The organism is Escherichia sp. MOD1-EC5950 (assembly GCF_002965345.1).
Taxonomy (GTDB): Bacteria; Pseudomonadota; Gammaproteobacteria; order Enterobacterales; family Enterobacteriaceae; genus Escherichia; species Escherichia marmotae.
On the sequence record NZ_PTSR01000015.1, the window covers coordinates 69,551 to 86,230 of the forward strand.

Below are 16,680 nucleotides of genomic sequence, written 5' to 3' on the forward strand. Positions count from 1 at the left end.
ATCGAACTTTTCGCCGCTTTAGTCTGTCCATAGTTCCAGTAAATGATTACTCTTGTATTCATAATGGACCATTAAGCATGGAGCGAAAAATGGCGACTCACTTTGCCCGAGGAACGTTAACGGAAGGACATCTGATATCTGTTCGCCTACCCTCGCAGTGTCATCAAGAAACCCAAAATATTCCCCCTCATCGTCAAAGCCGTTTCCTGGCGTCCAGAGGTTTACTCGCAGAACTGATGTTCATGCTGTATGGCATTAGTGAATTGCCGGAAATCGTCACCCAGGCTAAAGGAAAGCCAGTTTTCCGCGATAAAAGTTTGCCATCATTTTCAATATCCTATGCCGGAAATATCGTCGGTGTGGCGTTAACAACCGAAGGCGAATGCGGCCTCGATATGGAACTCCAGCGCGCGACACGCGGGTTTCATAGCCCCCATGCACCCGATAACCCTATTTTTTCCAGCAATGAATCGTTATGGATCAGCAAACAGAACGATCCTAACGAAGCACGAGCGCAACTCATTACTTTGCGTCGAAGCGTGCTAAAACTTACCGGCGATGTACTGAATGACGACCCGCGCGATCTGCAATTGATGCCCATTGCGGGACGCCTGAAATGTGCCCATCTCAATCATGTAGAAGTATTATGCGACGCAGAGGACGTGCTGGTGTGGTCCGTGGCAGTCACTCCGGCAATTGAAAAGCTCAATGTCTGGGAGTTTGATGGCAAACAAGGCTGGAAAAGCCTGCCTGATATTCACAACCGTGCCAACAACCCCACCAGCCGGATGATGCGTTTTGCCCAGCTCTCTACCGTGAAGTCTTTTTCGCCAAATTAATAAACAACTACAGGAGTCATCATGTCTGAAAAATTGAAGGTGGTTACGTTATTGGGGAGCCTGCGTAAAGGTTCATTTAATGGCATGGTTGCACGTACGCTGCCGAAAATTGCCCCGGCGGGTATGGAAGTCAACGCGTTGCCTTCCATTGCCGATATTCCCCTGTATGACGCAGATGTTCAGCAGGAAGAAGGCTTTCCCGCGACAGTTGAAGCTCTGGCGGAACAGATCCGTCAGGCTGACGGTGTGGTGATTGTCACGCCGGAATATAACTACTCGGTGCCGGGTGGGCTGAAAAATGCCATCGACTGGCTATCTCGCCTGCCGGATCAACCGTTGGCCGGTAAACCGGTGCTGATTCAGACCAGTTCAATGGGTGTGATTGGCGGCGCACGTTGTCAGTATCACCTGCGCCAGATTCTGGTCTTCCTCGATGCGATGGTAATGAACAAACCTGAGTTTATGGGCGGCGTGATTCAGAACAAAGTCGATCCGCAAACCAGAGAGGTGATTGATCAGGGAACGCTGGATCACCTGGCCGGGCAGTTAACTGCGTTTGGCGAGTTTATTCAGCGGGTGAAAATCTAAATAAAAAACCCGCCAGCAATAACGCATGGCGGGTTTTTTAGCGTGCTATCGATTTTAATGAGCGTCAATAAACACAATTTTCAGGATAAACAGCAGTGCAACGATGACTACGCACGGGCTTAGATCACGCAGACGTCCTGTGCCGATCTTCATCACGCAGTAGGAGATAAAGCCCAGCGCGATACCTTCGGTAATCGAGAAACTGAACGGCATCATCACAGCGGTAATAAACGCCGGAACGGATTCAGTCAGATCCTGCCATTTCACGCGTGCTAAACTGGAAGTCATCAGTACGCCAACGTAAATCAGCGCACCAGCAGCAGCATAGCCAGGCACCATTCCCGCCAGCGGCGACAAGAAGATAACCAGCAGGAACAGCAAACCAACAACCACTGCCGTCAGACCGGTACGACCGCCAACGGAAACACCAGAAGAAGATTCAATATACGCCGTGACAGAAGATGTACCGATAAACGAACCGGTAACAGAAGAGATACTGTCGACATACAGCGCCTGCTTCATGCGCGGGAATTTACCCTTTTCATCAGCCAGACCCGCCTTATCGGTCACGCCAATCAGGGTGCCGGAGGAGTCAAACAGGTTGACCAGCATGAAAGAGAAAATTACGCCTGCCAGGCCGAGGTTAAACGACCCGGCCAAATCCACGTGCCCCACCACCGTCATTACGCTCGGCGGCGCAGAGACAATGCCGTTGTAGTGCACATCACCCAGCATCCAGCCCAGAAGCGTCGTCACCACGATGGAAACCAGCACCGCCGCGTGAATGTTGCGCGAGGCCAGAATAGCAATGATGAAGAAGCCGAGGATACCCAGCAGTACGCTGTGAGATGTCAGGTTACCGATACTCACCAGCGTTTCCGGGTTAGCAACAATCACCCCCGCGTTTTTCAGCCCCATCATACCAATGAACAGACCGATACCGCTGGTAATGCCCACACGCAGACTTACTGGAATGTTGGCAATCATCCAGTAGCGAACGCGGAAAATAGTCAGCAGCAGCAGACCAATCGCGCCCCAGAAAATTGCGCCCATCCCGACTTGCCACGGCAAGCCCATCGCCTGCACCACTACAAAAGCGAAGAACGCGTTCAGGCCCATAGCGGGAGCCAGCGCGACTGGCAGGTTAGCAAACAGTCCCATCAGAATACTGCCGAACGCAGCAATCAGACAGGTGGTGACGAAGACGGCGCTGGTGTCCATGCCAGCTACGCCAAGAATTTGCGGGTTAACAAAAACGATGTAAACCATCGTCAGGAAAGTGGTAAAACCGGCGATCACTTCGGTCCGTGCCGTCGTGCCATGTTCGCGCAGTTTAAACACGCGTTCCAGCATCCCCTGGCCAGAAGCCTGGGTTGTGTGTTGTTGACTCATTATCTATTTCCGAACAAGGAGGGAAAATCCGTCGCTATCCTATACCAAAATGAGACAATATGGACGGCTGAAGATAACTTTTTTTAATTGTATTTGCTTATACGGCAACGATTGCGTCACTCAAATCTGCATGACGAAAACGTTAAACTAACGATAAAGGAAAGACATGTCCCAGATAGAAGCGGTATTTTTCGACTGCGACGGTACGCTGGTCGACAGCGAGGTTATTTGCTCTCGTGCCTATGTCACGATGTTCAAAGAGTTTGGCATTAACGTTGACCTTGAAGAGATTTTTACCCGCTTTAAAGGCGTAAAACTCTACGAAATCATCGACATCATTAGCAAAGAACAGGGCGTAGAAATAGTCCGTGCCGATGCCGAACACGTTTATCGTGCAGAGGTGGCGCGTCTGTTTGATAGCGAACTGGAGGTGATTGCGGGAGCAAACGCCTTACTGGAAAGCGTGAAAGTGCCGATGTGCGTCGTCTCTAACGGTCCGGTCAACAAAATGCAGCATTCACTCGGCAAGCTCAACATGCTGCACTATTTCCCGGAAAAACTGTTCAGCGGTTACGACATTCAGCGTTGGAAACCCGATCCGGCATTAATGTTCCACGCCGCAAAAGCAATGAATGTGAACGTTGAAAACTGCATTCTGGTCGATGACTCCAGCGCAGGAGCACAGTCAGGAATCGATGCCGGTATGGAAGTGTTTTACTTCTGCGCTGACCCGCACAATAAGCCGATCGTTCATCCGAAAGTCACTACCTTTACCCATCTTTCGCAATTGCCGGAACTGTGGAAGGCGCGTGGCTGGGATATTACACGGTAAATAAAGAAACCCGGTGATATGTTCACCGGGCAGATTACGTATTCACATTTTGCCGGATGCGGCGTAAACGCCTTATCCGTCCTACAGTTAGCGTTACTTTTTCGGTTCTTTTTCTGCCAGCAGTTTATCCAGCTCATCACCGCCTACGTGGCGGAAATCTTGCCCCTTCACGTAGTAGAAGATGTATTCGCAGATATTCTGGCAGCGGTCACCAATACGCTCGATGGAGCGTGCACAGAACAGCGCGGTAAGTACGCTCGGAATGGTGCGCGAATCTTCCATCATGTAGGTCATCAGTTGACGAACAATACCTTCGTACTCCTGATCAACTTTTTTATCTTCACGATAGATTCGCACGGCTTCGTCAATGTCCATGCGCGCGAACGCGTCCAGCACGTCGTGCAGCATTTGGATGGTGTGACGCCCCAGCGACTCCAGACTGACTAACAATGGCTGATGCTGCTGGGAGAATTTCTCCAGCGCAGTACGGCAGATTTTGTCCGCCACATCACCAATACGCTCCAGCTCAGCGATAGTTTTACTGATCACCATCACCAGACGCAGGTCGCTCGCCGTCGGCTGACGTTTGGCAATAATGCGCACGCAGGCTTCATCGATCGCCACTTCCATCATGTTGACGTTTTTGTCGCCTTCGATCACGCGCTTCGCCAGATCGCTGTCCTGGTTGTGCATCGCAGTGATGGCATCGGTAAGCTGTTGCTCCACCATCCCGCCCATGGTCATCACCTGCGTGCGGATGCTTTCCAGTTCGGCGTTGAACTGGCCGGAAATATGTTTATTAAGATTGAGACTGTCCATAACGCACTCCTGAATCAACCGTAACGACCGGTGATGTAGTCTTCTGTTTGTTTCTTCGCTGGCTTGGTGAACAGATCGTCCGTGTTGCTGAACTCAATCAATTCGCCCAGGTACATAAACGCCGTGTGGTCAGAACAACGCGCAGCCTGCTGCATGTTGTGAGTTACGATCACTACGGTGTAATCCTGCTTCAATTCGGTGATCAGCTCTTCAATACGCCCGGTGGAGATAGGGTCGAGTGCCGAACACGGTTCATCGAGCAACAACACTTCCGGGCGAATAGCGATACCACGCGCAATGCACAGACGTTGTTGCTGACCACCAGAGAGAGAGTAACCACTCTGGTGTAATTTATCTTTGGTTTCGTTCCACAATGCGGCCTTGGTCAATGCCCACTGTACACGCTCGTCCATGTCGGCACGGGAGAGTTTCTCAAACAGACGGACACCAAAGGCAATGTTGTCGTAAATGGACATCGGGAACGGCGTCGGTTTCTGGAACACCATGCCCACTTTCGCACGCAGCAGGGCGATATCCTGAGTGTTGGTCAGGATGTTGTCGCCATCAAGCAGAATTTCACCTTCCGCACGCTGCTCCGGATACAGTTCAAACATTTTGTTGAAGGTACGCAGCAGCGTCGATTTACCGCAGCCAGACGGCCCGATAAACGCCGTAACCTGGTTTTTAGCGATATCCAGGTTGATGTTTTTCAGGGCATGGAATTTGCCGTAGTAGAAGTTCAAATTACGAACCTGAATTTTACTCGGGGCAGTTTCAACCATACTCATTGCAATCTTTTCCTCATCGTGCCTGATGCACTTCGCTAATCAGGCTTACCGTAGGCCGGATAAGGCGTTCACGCCGCATCCGGCAAAGTGTTAACCGTGTTTATTCTTGGCAAAAACAACGCGCGCCAGAATGTTCAGCAGCAGTACGCACAGGGTAATGATCAACACACCAGCCCAGGCCAGTTGCTGCCATTCCGCAAACGGGCTCATCGCGAACTTAAAGATCGTTACCGGCAGGTTAGCGATCGGCTGCATCATGTCCGTGCTCCAGAACTGGTTGGAGAGCGCGGTAAACAGCAGCGGCGCGGTTTCACCCGCAATACGAGCAATCGCCAGCAGAATACCGGTCATAATCCCGGAGACCGACGCTTTCAGAGTAATCGCGGAGATCATCTTCCACTTCGGCGTCCCCAGCGCATAAGCCGCTTCACGCAGGCTGTCCGGCACCAGTTTCAGCATGTTCTCGGTGGTGCGGATAACAATCGGCACCTGCAACAGTGCCAGGGCAATCACGCCAGCCCAACCGGAGAAGTGCTCCATCTGAGCCACCACGATGGTATAAACAAACAGACCAACAACAATCGACGGCGCGGAGAGCAGAATGTCGTTAATGAAGCGAATAACTTCAGCCAGCCAGGATTTACGTCCATATTCCGCCAGATAAATCCCCGCCATAATCCCCAGCGGCGTACCGAATACCGTGGCCCACAAAATTAACAGGCCGCTACCCGCCAGGGCGTTCGCCAGGCCACCACCTTCTGTATTTGGCGGCGGCGTCATTTCGGTGAACAGCGCCAGAGACATACCGTCGATACCGCGGGTGATGGTGGACATTAAAATCCAGATCAGCCAGAACAGACCGAAAGCCATCGTCGCCATTGAGAGCGTCAGCGCAATACGGTTTTTGAGGCGGCGACGCGCCTGCATTTTGCGGCGGGATTCTGCCAGCGCCGCGGTTGTTTGTGTTTCAACCATAGCCATTAGCGTGCCCCCTCATTCTTAGCCAGGCGCATAATCATAAACTTCGATGCGGCCAGGACGATGAAGGTAATCACAAACAGGATCAGGCCGAGTTCCATCAGTGCAGCCACGTGCAGACCGGATTCTGCTTCCGCAAATTCGTTCGCCAACGCGGAAGTAATACTGTTACCTGGCATATACAGCGAGGCGCTGTCGAGCTGGTAGGTGTTACCGATGATAAAGGTCACCGCCATCGTTTCACCGAGCGCGCGCCCCAGACCCAGCATAATGCCGCCGATCACACCATTTTTGGTGAACGGAAGAACGATACGCCAGATAACTTCCCAGGTGGTGCAGCCGATACCGTAGGCTGACTCTTTCATCATCACCGGGGTTTGTTCGAAGACATCGCGCATTACCGCCGCAATGTACGGAATGATCATAATGGCGAGGATCACGCCCGCCGCGAGGATACCGATACCAAATGCCGGGCCGGAGAACAGCGCGCCAACAATCGGGATATTCGACATGATATTGCTGACTGGTTCCTGGAAGTAGACGGCAAACAGCGGTGCAAAAATAAACAGCCCCCACATGCCGTAAACGATACTTGGAATGGCTGCCAGCAGTTCAATGGCGATACCCAGCGGGCGCTTCAGCCAGCCTGGCGCAAGCTCTGTCAGGAACAGGGCAATCCCGAAACTCACCGGGACGGCGATCAGCAGCGCGATAAACGAAGTCACCAGCGTACCGTAGATCGGCACCAGCGCCCCGTAAATATCGTTCGGCGCATCCCACTCTTTGGTCCACAGGAAAGCCAGACCAAATTTCTGAATGCTCGGCCAGGAGGAGATGATCAGAGAGACAATAATGCCACCCAACATCAATAGCACAATCAGCGCCGCCAGTTTTACCAGCACGCTGAAAATTATGTCGCCCTTTTTACCCGGTGGGTTAAAAGCAGGCTTGGTTGCAGCCATAAGTTACTCTTCAGTTAAACGCGTTTACAAAGTCATTTTGTAATGCCGGATACGGTGTAAAACGCCTTATCCGGCCTGGAGTTTTATTAGTACAGTGGCTTACCGCTACTGTCTTTAATATTGGTCTTCCACGCAGCGCGAACCTGTTCAACTACGCTATCCGGCAGGCTGGCGTAATCCAGGTCGTTGGCCTGTTTAGCTCCGGTTTTGTATGCCCAGTCGAAGAACTTCAGCACTTCTGCACCTTGCTCTGGTTTCTTCTGATCTTTGTGAACCAGAATGAACGTGGTAGAGGTGATCGGCCACGCATCTTCGCCTTTCTGGTTGGTCAGATCCTGAGCGAATGTTTTGCTCCAGTCTGCGCCTTTTGCCGCATTTGCGAAGTTCTCTTCGGTCGGCGCAACAGGTTTACCATCAGCGGAGATCAGTTTGGTGTAGGCGAGGTTGTTTTGCTTCGCGTAAGCATATTCAACGTAGCCAATTGCCCCCGGCAGACGCTGAACAAATGCGGCAATACCGTCGTTACCTTTACCACCAAGACCGATCGGCCATTTTACGGTAGAGCCAGTACCAACGCTGTTTTTCCACTCTTCATTTACTTTCGCCAGGTAGCTGGTGAAAACGAAAGAAGTCCCGGAGCCATCTGCGCGGCGCACCACGGCGATGTTCTGTGAAGGCAGTTTCAGACCCGGATTCAGTTTGACGATCGCTTCGTCATCCCACTTTTTAATTTTGCCCAGGTAGATGTCACCGAGGGTTTTACCATCCAGCACCAGTTCGCCAGATTTAAGACCCGGCAGGTTAACTGCCAGCACGACGCCGCCAATCACGGTCGGAAATTGGAACAGTCCTTCCTGAGCCAGTTTTTCGTCAGACAGCGGTGCGTCAGAAGCACCGAAATCAACGGTGTTAGCGATAATCTGTTTTACGCCACCAGAAGAACCAATCCCCTGGTAGTTAACTTTATTACCGGTTTCTTTCTGGTAAGTGTCAGCCCATTTGGCATACACCGGCGCAGGGAAGGTTGCACCTGCACCTGTCAGGCTTGCTTCTGCAAACACAGAGAAAGCACTCATCGATAAGGTCGCGGCGACAACAGTTGCGACGGTGGTACGCATAACTTTCATAATGTCTCCTGGGAGGATTCATAAAGCATTGTTTGTTGGCTACAAGAAGCAAAATAGGACAAACAGGTGACAGTTATATGTAAGGTTTATGACAGTTTTATGACAGAGAAAGAAAGCCTTCACTCTTATTTAAATAACCATTTAAATTCAGTGTGTTACAAATATTAATAAAGAAGAGATAACAGAAAATTTTCACTCTGTGACAGTGAAAAAATAGCCGAAGATGACGATTTGTCACATGACGTGGGCTGGATGTTTGATTAAAAACATAACAGGAAAAAATGCCCTGCGAAAGCAGGGCATCTGTGTATTACTCAACCGTAACCGATTTTGCCAGGTTACGCGGCTGGTCAACGTCGGTGCCTTTGATCAGCGCGACGTGGTACGCCAATAGTTGCAGCGGAACGGTATAGAAGATCGGAGCAATCACTTCTTCCACATGCGGCATCTCGATGATGTGCATGTTATCGCTGCTCACAAATCCTGCATCCTGATCGGCAAAGACGTACAACTGACCGCCACGCGCACGAACTTCTTCGATGTTGGATTTTAGTTTTTCCAGCAGTTCGTTGTTCGGTGCAACGACGATAACCGGCATATCAGCGTCAATCAGCGCCAGCGGGCCGTGTTTCAGTTCGCCCGCAGCATAGGCTTCGGCGTGAATGTAGGAGATCTCTTTCAGCTTCAATGCGCCTTCCAGCGCGATGGGGTACTGATCGCCACGGCCCAGGAACAACGCGTGGTGTTTATCAGAAAAATCTTCCGCCAGAGCTTCAATACGTTTGTCCTGAGACAGCATCTGCTCGATACGGCTCGGCAGCGCCTGCAGACCATGCACGATGTCATGTTCAATGGAGGCATCCAGGCCTTTCAGGCGGGACAGTTTTGCCACCAGCATCAACAGCACAGTTAACTGAGTGGTGAATGCTTTGGTGGACGCCACGCCAATTTCAGTACCTGCGTTGGTCATCAGCGCCAAATCGGATTCACGAACCAGAGAAGAGCCTGCAACGTTACAGATCGCCAGCGAGCCGAGATATCCCAGCTCTTTCGACAGGCGCAGGCCAGCCAGTGTATCCGCGGTTTCTCCCGACTGCGACAGGGTGATCATCAGACTGTTACGGCGAACAGCAGATTTGCGATAGCGGAATTCAGAGGCGATTTCGACGTCGCACGGAATACCAGCCAGCGATTCAAACCAGTAACGGGAAACCATACCTGAATTGTACGAAGTACCACAGGCGAGGATCTGAATATGCTCAACCTTCGACAGCAGTTCATCTGCGTTCGGCCCCAGTTCACTTAGATCCACCTGACCGTGGCTGATACGCCCGGCAAGAGTGTTTTTGATCGCGTTCGGCTGTTCGTAGATCTCTTTCTGCATGTAATGACGGTAAATGCCTTTATCGCCCGCATCATATTGCAGATTGGATTCGATATCCTGGCGTTTAACTTCCGCGCCAGATTTATCGAAGATGTTTACTGAACGGCGAGTGATTTCCGCAATATCACCCTCTTCAAGGAAGATAAAGCGACGGGTCACCGGCAGCAGTGCCAGTTGGTCAGAAGCGATAAAGTTTTCGCCCATGCCAAGGCCGATAACCAGCGGACTACCGGAACGAGCCGCCAGCAGGGTATCCGGGTGACGGGTATCCATAATTACCGTACCGTAAGCGCCACGCAGTTGCGGGATAGCACGCAGAACAGCTTCACGCAGGGTGCCGCCCTGTTTCAGTTCCCAGTTAACCAAATGCGCAATCACTTCGGTGTCGGTTTCAGAAACGAAGGTATAGCCACGCGCTTTTAACTCTTCACGCAGTGGTTCATGGTTTTCGATGATGCCGTTATGCACCACCACAATGTGTTCAGAAACATGCGGATGCGCATTCACTTCTGAAGGTTCACCGTGGGTCGCCCAACGGGTATGAGCAATACCCGTTCCGCCATGCAGAGGATGTTCTTCCGCTGCCTGGGCCAGCATTTGCACTTTACCGAGACGACGCAGACGGGTCATATTACCGTCCGCATCGACTACTGCCAGGCCAGCAGAGTCATAACCGCGGTATTCCAGACGACGTAAACCTTCAAGAAGGATTTCAGCTACATCACGTTGCGCGATCGCGCCAACAATTCCACACATAGTTTTTAATTCCGATTGATATCGTTGTCGGTCAACCTGTATGCCCGTTTTTCCGGGCGCCCCGAGCCTTGTAGAGAGTGGGGTTATTTTTATAGTTACTGCTTGCGGGCGGGAGATTATGTTATCTCTTCATCCCAGGAGGCCGGATTACCCGGCCAGAATTACTTTTTCTTTACTGGACGACGCCAACCTTCTTTTTGCGACTGCGGCACGCGGCTAATTGCCAGAGCGTTTTCGCCAACATTGCGCGTTACGGTAGTACCCGCAGCAATAGTCGCGCCTTTACCAACCGTTACCGGTGCAACAAGTTGGGTGTCAGAGCCGACAAACACATCGTCGCCAATAATGGTTTTAAATTTATTCGCACCATCATAGTTGCAGGTAATGGTTCCTGCACCGATGTTAACGTTATCACCGATTTCCGCATCGCCCAGATAAGTCAGATGACCGGCTTTTGAACCTTTACCCAGACGCGCTTTTTTCATCTCAACAAAGTTACCGACGTGTGCGCCTTCAAGCAGCTCTGCCCCCGGGCGCAGACGGGCAAACGGGCCAATGGTACAGGCCGCTGCCAGATTCGCGTCTTCCACCACTGTATATGGGCTGATTTCGCAATCATCACCAATCACGCTGTTTTTAATCACGCAACCAGTGCCAATTTTCACGCGATTGCCGAGAGTAACATTACCCTCGATGATAACGTTAGTATCAATTTCAACATCACGCCCGTGAGTAAGCGTTCCGCGCAGATCAAAACGGGCCGGATCGCGTAGCATAACCCCTGCCAACAGCAGTTTTTCAGCCTGTTCGGACTGATAAACGCGCTCCAGACGGGAGAGTTGCAGGCGGTTATTCACGCCTTCAACTTCGCTTAAGCGTTGCGGATGTACAGCGACGATTTCACGCCCTTCCTGATACGCCAGCGCAATAATATCGGTGATGTAGTATTCGCCCTGAGCGTTATTGTTAGTCAGCTTCGCCAGCCAGCGTTTCATATCTGCGCCGTTGGCGATCAGAATGCCGGTGTTGATTTCCTGAATCTGACGCTGCTCATCGGTGGCATCTTTATGTTCAACAATGCCAGTAACTTTGCCGTTTTCACGGGTGATACGACCATAACCGGTCGGGTCATCCAGTTTCACCGTCAACAGACCAATGCCGCCCTGCGGTTTAGCATCGCGCAGACGCTGGAGTGTTTCGACAGAGATCAGCGGTACGTCGCCGTAAAGCATTAAAATGTCTTCATCATCGGCAAAGAAAGGCGCAGCCTGCTGCATCGCATGACCAGTACCCAGTTGCTCTGCCTGAAGTACCCAGTTCAGGTTGTCATCTTTCAGCGCCTGTTTAAGCAGATCGCCACCGTGACCATACACCAGATGAACGTGTGCTGCGCCTAATTCATTCGCAGCATCAATGACATGCTGAACCATCGCTTTCCCGGCAAGGGTATGCAGCACTTTCGGAAGATCGGAATACATGCGAGTGCCTTTGCCCGCGGCAAGGATCACTACGCTCATAGCATTATTCAACATACGCGTCCTGACTGTAATTTGAGAACGAATTTAAACCGCTTCACCTTGAAAAAACTACATTTTTTTCATCGTGAAATGGACAGAGGATAAATTGTTCAATAACGGATTATCCTCGCTGGCGAAAGCACCATTTTCGACCATCGTCACGCCTTTTGTCTGCATAAAAGTAAGGCATCACCTTCATTTAAGCGTCAGCCTGATGTTTTTGCTCTTATTTCGATCAATGAATAAACAAGAAAACCAACGAAGGATTTCGCTGAGTTATAAAGACGGTTTAATTGCGGGATATAAAAACATAGCAGAACAAATCTCGCGGCGACGCGCGAAAAAAAGCCAGCCTGTTTCCAGACTGGCTTTTGTGCTTTTCAAGCCGGTGTTACATCGCTTTTTTAGTCAACTCGATAACGCGCAACTGCGCGATCGCTTTGGCCAGTTCCGCAGACGCCTGAGCGTAATCTACGTCGCCGTGAGAGCTGCTAATGTGCTCTTCAGCCTTACGTTTCGCTTCCATGGCTCGCGCTTCGTCGAGATCCTGGCCGCGAATTGCGGTGTCGGCCAGAACGGTCACGTTGCCAGGCTGCACTTCAAGAATGCCGCCAGACAGATAGATAAACTCTTCGTGACCGTGCTGTTTCACGATGCGAATCATACCAGGCTTAATGGCGGTGAGCAGCGGTGCGTGGCCCGGGTAAATTCCCAGTTCACCTTCGCTACCCGTTACCTGGATTTTCTCGACCAGACCAGAGAACATTTGTTGCTCTGCGCTGACGACGTCCAGGTGGTAAGTCATTGCCATATCACCCTCCGATTAAGGCGTTAAAGTTTTTTGGCTTTTTCCACAGCTTCTTCGATGGAACCGACCATGTAGAACGCCTGCTCCGGCAGGTGATCGTATTCGCCTTCCATGATGCCTTTAAAGCCACGGATGGTGTCTTTCAGGGAGACGTATTTACCCGGAGAACCGGTGAATACTTCTGCCACGAAGAACGGCTGGGACAGGAAGCGCTGGATCTTACGAGCGCGCGCTACCACCAGTTTATCTTCTTCAGACAGTTCATCCATACCCAGGATGGCGATGATGTCTTTCAGTTCCTGATAACGTTGCAGGATGGACTGTACGCCACGCGCGGTGTCGTAGTGTTCCTGACCAACTACCAGCGGGTCCAACTGACGGCTGGTGGAGTCCAGCGGGTCAACGGCCGGGTAGATACCCAGAGACGCGATCTGACGGCTCAGTACCACGGTTGCGTCAAGGTGCGCAAAGGTGGTGGCCGGTGATGGGTCAGTCAAGTCATCCGCAGGTACGTATACCGCCTGAACGGAGGTGATAGAACCTGTTTTGGTGGAGGTGATACGTTCCTGCAGAACACCCATCTCTTCCGCCAGGGTCGGCTGATAACCTACCGCTGAAGGCATACGGCCAAGCAGTGCGGATACTTCCGTACCGGCCAGGGTGTAACGATAGATGTTGTCAACGAACAGCAGAACGTCACGACCTTCGTCACGGAATTTCTCCGCCATGGTCAGGCCGGTCAGTGCAACGCGCAGACGGTTTCCCGGCGGCTCGTTCATCTGGCCATACACCAGGGATACTTTATCGATAACGTTGGAGTCGGTCATTTCGTGGTAGAAGTCGTTACCCTCACGAGTACGTTCACCTACGCCCGCAAACACAGAGTAACCGGAGTGCTCGATCGCGATGTTACGAATAAGCTCCATCATGTTTACGGTTTTACCAACACCTGCACCACCGAACAGACCAACTTTACCGCCCTTCGCGAACGGACACATCAGGTCGATAACTTTGATACCGGTTTCCAGCAGTTCCTGAGAGTTTGACAGCTCTTCGTAGGAAGGTGCTGCGCGGTGAATCGCCCAACGCTCTTCTTCACCGATCTCGCCTTTCATGTCGACCGGTTCGCCCAGTACGTTCATGATACGGCCCAGAGTCGCTTTACCTACAGGGACTTCGATCGGGTGTTCGAGGTCTTTTACATCCAGACCGCGACGCAGACCGTCGGAGGAACCCATTGCGATGGTACGCACGATACCGCCGCCGAGCTGCTGCTGAACTTCCAGCACCAAACGCTCATTACCATTTTGCACCTCAAGAGCATCGTACACGCGCGGTACGGCATCCTGAGGGAATTCGACGTCAACTACGGCGCCGATTACCTGGACAATCTTTCCAGTAGCCATCTTAAATCCTCTACGAAATAACCTGTTTAAACCGCGGCGGCCCCCGAGACGATCTCGGTGAGTTCCTGAGTAATGCTGGCCTGACGAGCTTTGTTGTATACCAACTGCAGCTCTTTAATCAGGCTGCCGCCATTGTCGGTCGCGGCTTTCATCGCCACCATACGGGCGGCCTGCTCGCTGGCCAGGTTTTCAACCACGCCCTGATAAACCTGAGATTCGACATAACGACGCAGCAGGGTATCCAGCAACGCCTTCGGATCGGGTTCGTACAGGTAATCCCAGGATTTATGTTTCAGATCATCATCATCTGACGCCGGTAACGGCAGCAGTTGGCTGATAGTCGGAACCTGAGACATGGTGTTAATAAATTTGTTGCTGACAATGTAAAGCTTGTCCAGACGGCCTTCGTCGTAGGCCTGCAACATCACTTTTACCGGACCGATCAGTTCGGACAGGGAAGGGTTATCCCCCATACCTGTAACCTGGGCAACAACATTGCCGCCCACGGAGTTGAAGAACGACACACCTTTCGAGCCGATCATTGCGAGGTCGCATTGAACGCCTTTGTCGGTCCAGGTCTTCATTTCCGCCAGCAGTTTTTTGAACAGGTTAATGTTCAAACCACCGCACAAACCACGGTCGGTCGACACCACCAGGTAGCCCACGCGTTTAACGTCGCGATCTTCCAGGTATGGGTGCTTATATTCCAGATTACCGTGTGCAAGGTGACCAATCACTTTGCGCATGGTTTCTGCATAAGGACGGCTGGCCGCCATGCGATCCTGCGATTTACGCATTTTGGAAGCGGCGACCATCTCCATCGCTTTAGTGATCTTTTGCGTGTTCTGGACGCTTGCGATCTTACTACGTATCTCTTTTGCGCCGGCCATGAGCTTCTCCTCAATGCCTTGCGGCCTGCCCTAAGGCAAGCCGCCAGACGTTACCAGGATTGGGTTGCTTTGAAGGAATCGAGGATGCCTTTCAGCTTGCCTTCGATTTCGTCGTTGTAGCCACCGGTCTGGTTGATCTCTTGCATCAACGGAGCGTGATCACGGTCGACGTAAGCCAGCAGAGCGGCTTCGAAGCTGCCGATTTTCGACAGTTCAACATCCGCCAGGTAACCACGTTCTGCTGCGAACAGAACCAGAGACTGCTGCGCAACGGACATCGGCGCATACTGTTTCTGTTTCAGCAGTTCGGTCACTTTCTGACCGTGGTCAAGCTGCTTACGCGTTGCATCGTCAAGGTCGGATGCAAACTGAGAGAACGCTGCCAGTTCACGATACTGCGCCAGAGCGGTACGGATACCACCGGACAGTTTTTTCATGATCTTGGTCTGTGCTGCACCACCAACACGGGATACGGAGATACCCGGGTTAACCGCAGGACGAATACCGGCGTTGAACAGGTTGGTTTCCAGGAAGATCTGACCATCGGTAATAGAGATTACGTTGGTCGGAACGAACGCAGAAACGTCACCAGCCTGAGTTTCGATAATCGGCAGCGCGGTCAGAGAACCGGTTTTCCCTTTCACTTCACCTTTGGTGAAAGCTTCAACGTATTCGGCGTTAACACGCGCAGCACGCTCCAGCAGACGAGAGTGGAGGTAGAATACGTCACCCGGGAATGCTTCACGTCCTGGCGGACGACGGAGCAGCAGGGAGATCTGACGGTAAGCAACAGCCTGTTTAGACAGGTCATCGTAAATGATCAGCGCATCTTCACCACGGTCACGGAAGTATTCGCCCATTGCGCAACCCGCATACGGTGCCAGGTATTGCAGTGCAGCGGATTCAGACGCGGTTGCTACCACAACGATGGTGTTAGCCAGTGCGCCGTGCTCTTCCAGTTTACGTACCACGTTAGAAATGGTGGACGCTTTCTGACCGATAGCAACATAGATACATTTGATACCGGAATCGCGCTGGTTGATGATGGCATCGATAGCCAGTGCGGTTTTACCGGTCTGACGGTCACCGATGATCAATTCACGCTGACCACGACCGATTGGGATCATGGAGTCAACAGCTTTATAACCAGTCTGTACCGGCTGATCTACGGACTGACGTTCGATAACGCCCGGAGCGATAGCTTCTACAGCAGAGAAGCCGTCGTGATCCAGCGGACCTTTACCGTCGATTGGCGCACCCAGAGTGTTAACCACACGGCCCAGCAGGCCACGGCCAACCGGAACTTCCAGGATACGGCCAGTACACTTAACTTTCATGCCTTCGGCAAGGTCAGCGTACGGACCCATAACAACCGCACCTACAGAGTCGCGCTCGAGGTTCAGTGCGATAGCGTAACGGTTACCCGGCAGGGAGATCATTTCACCCTGCATACAATCGGCCAGGCCGTGGATGCGGATAACACCGTCACTTACAGAAACAATAGTACCTTCGTTGTGAGCTTCACTCACAACATTGAACTGAGCAATGCGCTGCTTGATCAGTTCGCTGATTTCGGTGGAATTCAGTTGCATGC

At 51.8% G+C, this 16,680-nt stretch carries 15 protein-coding genes; 3 read left to right on the forward strand and 12 right to left on the reverse strand.

All coding sequences use genetic code 11. The annotated features are described in order from the left end of the window. The first annotated feature begins 89 nt into the window (after positions 1–89). Positions 90–839, forward strand: a complete 750-nt coding sequence (locus BEA93_RS15375) for a 4'-phosphopantetheinyl transferase family protein (protein WP_001517423.1) — start codon at positions 90–92, stop codon at positions 837–839. A 21-nt stretch (positions 840–860) separates the two neighbouring features. Beyond that, positions 861–1,427, forward strand: a complete 567-nt coding sequence (yieF, locus tag BEA93_RS15380) for a class I chromate reductase YieF (protein WP_001517422.1) — start codon at positions 861–863, stop codon at positions 1,425–1,427. A gap of 54 nt (positions 1,428–1,481) precedes the next feature. Here yieF and adeP read toward each other — a convergent pair whose 3' ends face one another. Next, positions 1,482–2,819 (reverse strand): adenine permease AdeP, encoded by a 1,338-nt coding sequence (gene adeP, locus BEA93_RS15385; protein ID WP_010377951.1) that lies wholly within the window; start codon positions 2,817–2,819, stop codon positions 1,482–1,484. 166 nt (positions 2,820–2,985) lie between these two features. Between adeP and yieH the strand changes: the two genes are divergently transcribed. Continuing rightward, the gene (gene yieH / locus BEA93_RS15390; RefSeq protein WP_000078042.1) at positions 2,986–3,651 is read left to right on the forward strand and encodes a 6-phosphogluconate phosphatase; all 666 of its coding nucleotides are present in this window, start codon (positions 2,986–2,988) and stop codon (positions 3,649–3,651) included. A 93-nt stretch (positions 3,652–3,744) separates the two neighbouring features. Here the strand turns inward: yieH and phoU are convergent, their stop codons facing one another. From phoU to atpA, 11 genes are all read right to left on the reverse strand, one after another. After that, positions 3,745–4,470 carry a phosphate signaling complex protein PhoU gene (gene phoU, locus BEA93_RS15395; protein WP_000377803.1) on the reverse strand — a complete coding sequence of 242 codons (726 nt, stop codon included), beginning with the start codon at positions 4,468–4,470 and terminating at the stop codon, positions 3,745–3,747. 14 nt (positions 4,471–4,484) lie between these two features. Then, positions 4,485–5,258, reverse strand: coding sequence for a phosphate ABC transporter ATP-binding protein PstB (gene pstB / locus BEA93_RS15400; RefSeq protein ID WP_000063126.1), 774 nt, complete (start codon positions 5,256–5,258; stop codon positions 4,485–4,487). Positions 5,259–5,348: 90 nt separating this feature from the next. Further along, positions 5,349–6,239, reverse strand: coding sequence for a phosphate ABC transporter permease PstA (pstA, locus tag BEA93_RS15405; RefSeq protein WP_001252002.1), 891 nt, complete (start codon positions 6,237–6,239; stop codon positions 5,349–5,351). Then, entirely contained in the window at positions 6,239–7,198 is a 960-nt protein-coding gene (gene pstC, locus BEA93_RS15410; protein ID WP_097169380.1) for a phosphate ABC transporter permease PstC, read from the reverse strand. The genes pstA and pstC overlap by 1 nt, the downstream gene beginning before the upstream one ends. An 86-nt stretch (positions 7,199–7,284) precedes the next feature. After that, positions 7,285–8,325, reverse strand: coding sequence for a phosphate ABC transporter substrate-binding protein PstS (gene pstS / locus BEA93_RS15415; RefSeq protein WP_000867170.1), 1,041 nt, complete (start codon positions 8,323–8,325; stop codon positions 7,285–7,287). A 310-nt stretch (positions 8,326–8,635) separates the two neighbouring features. Next, positions 8,636–10,465, reverse strand: coding sequence for a glutamine--fructose-6-phosphate transaminase (isomerizing) (glmS, locus tag BEA93_RS15420; protein WP_000334041.1), 1,830 nt, complete (start codon positions 10,463–10,465; stop codon positions 8,636–8,638). A 161-nt stretch (positions 10,466–10,626) separates the two neighbouring features. Next, the gene (gene glmU, locus BEA93_RS15425) at positions 10,627–11,997 is read right to left on the reverse strand and encodes a bifunctional UDP-N-acetylglucosamine diphosphorylase/glucosamine-1-phosphate N-acetyltransferase GlmU (RefSeq protein WP_000933745.1); all 1,371 of its coding nucleotides are present in this window, start codon (positions 11,995–11,997) and stop codon (positions 10,627–10,629) included. Between the two features lie 376 nt (positions 11,998–12,373). Then, on the reverse strand, positions 12,374–12,793 hold the full coding sequence (locus tag BEA93_RS15430) for a F0F1 ATP synthase subunit epsilon (RefSeq protein ID WP_001251965.1): 420 nt from the start codon (positions 12,791–12,793) through the stop codon (positions 12,374–12,376). A 20-nt stretch (positions 12,794–12,813) separates the two neighbouring features. Continuing rightward, positions 12,814–14,196 (reverse strand): F0F1 ATP synthase subunit beta, encoded by a 1,383-nt coding sequence (gene atpD / locus BEA93_RS15435; protein ID WP_000190506.1) that lies wholly within the window; start codon positions 14,194–14,196, stop codon positions 12,814–12,816. 26 nt (positions 14,197–14,222) lie between these two features. Then, positions 14,223–15,086, reverse strand: coding sequence for a F0F1 ATP synthase subunit gamma (gene atpG / locus BEA93_RS15440; protein ID WP_000896498.1), 864 nt, complete (start codon positions 15,084–15,086; stop codon positions 14,223–14,225). A gap of 50 nt (positions 15,087–15,136) precedes the next feature. Continuing rightward, positions 15,137–16,678, reverse strand: a complete 1,542-nt coding sequence (gene atpA / locus BEA93_RS15445; protein WP_001176745.1) for a F0F1 ATP synthase subunit alpha — start codon at positions 16,676–16,678, stop codon at positions 15,137–15,139. Positions 16,679–16,680: the final 2 nt, after the last annotated feature.

Coding starts and splice junctions, on each gene's coding strand:
- BEA93_RS15375 (WP_001517423.1), top strand. CDS start 90: ATGGCGACTCACTTTGCCCGAGGAACGTTAACGGAAGGACATCTGATA.
- yieF (WP_001517422.1), top strand. CDS start 861: ATGTCTGAAAAATTGAAGGTGGTTACGTTATTGGGGAGCCTGCGTAAA.
- adeP (WP_010377951.1), bottom strand. CDS start 2,819: ATGAGTCAACAACACACAACCCAGGCTTCTGGCCAGGGGATGCTGGAA.
- yieH (WP_000078042.1), top strand. CDS start 2,986: ATGTCCCAGATAGAAGCGGTATTTTTCGACTGCGACGGTACGCTGGTC.
- phoU (WP_000377803.1), bottom strand. CDS start 4,470: ATGGACAGTCTCAATCTTAATAAACATATTTCCGGCCAGTTCAACGCC.
- pstB (WP_000063126.1), bottom strand. CDS start 5,258: ATGAGTATGGTTGAAACTGCCCCGAGTAAAATTCAGGTTCGTAATTTG.
- pstA (WP_001252002.1), bottom strand. CDS start 6,239: ATGGCTATGGTTGAAACACAAACAACCGCGGCGCTGGCAGAATCCCGC.
- pstC (WP_097169380.1), bottom strand. CDS start 7,198: ATGGCTGCAACCAAGCCTGCTTTTAACCCACCGGGTAAAAAGGGCGAC.
- pstS (WP_000867170.1), bottom strand. CDS start 8,325: ATGAAAGTTATGCGTACCACCGTCGCAACTGTTGTCGCCGCGACCTTA.
- glmS (WP_000334041.1), bottom strand. CDS start 10,465: ATGTGTGGAATTGTTGGCGCGATCGCGCAACGTGATGTAGCTGAAATC.
- glmU (WP_000933745.1), bottom strand. CDS start 11,997: ATGTTGAATAATGCTATGAGCGTAGTGATCCTTGCCGCGGGCAAAGGC.
- BEA93_RS15430 (WP_001251965.1), bottom strand. CDS start 12,793: ATGGCAATGACTTACCACCTGGACGTCGTCAGCGCAGAGCAACAAATG.
- atpD (WP_000190506.1), bottom strand. CDS start 14,196: ATGGCTACTGGAAAGATTGTCCAGGTAATCGGCGCCGTAGTTGACGTC.
- atpG (WP_000896498.1), bottom strand. CDS start 15,086: ATGGCCGGCGCAAAAGAGATACGTAGTAAGATCGCAAGCGTCCAGAAC.
- atpA (WP_001176745.1), bottom strand. CDS start 16,678: ATGCAACTGAATTCCACCGAAATCAGCGAACTGATCAAGCAGCGCATT.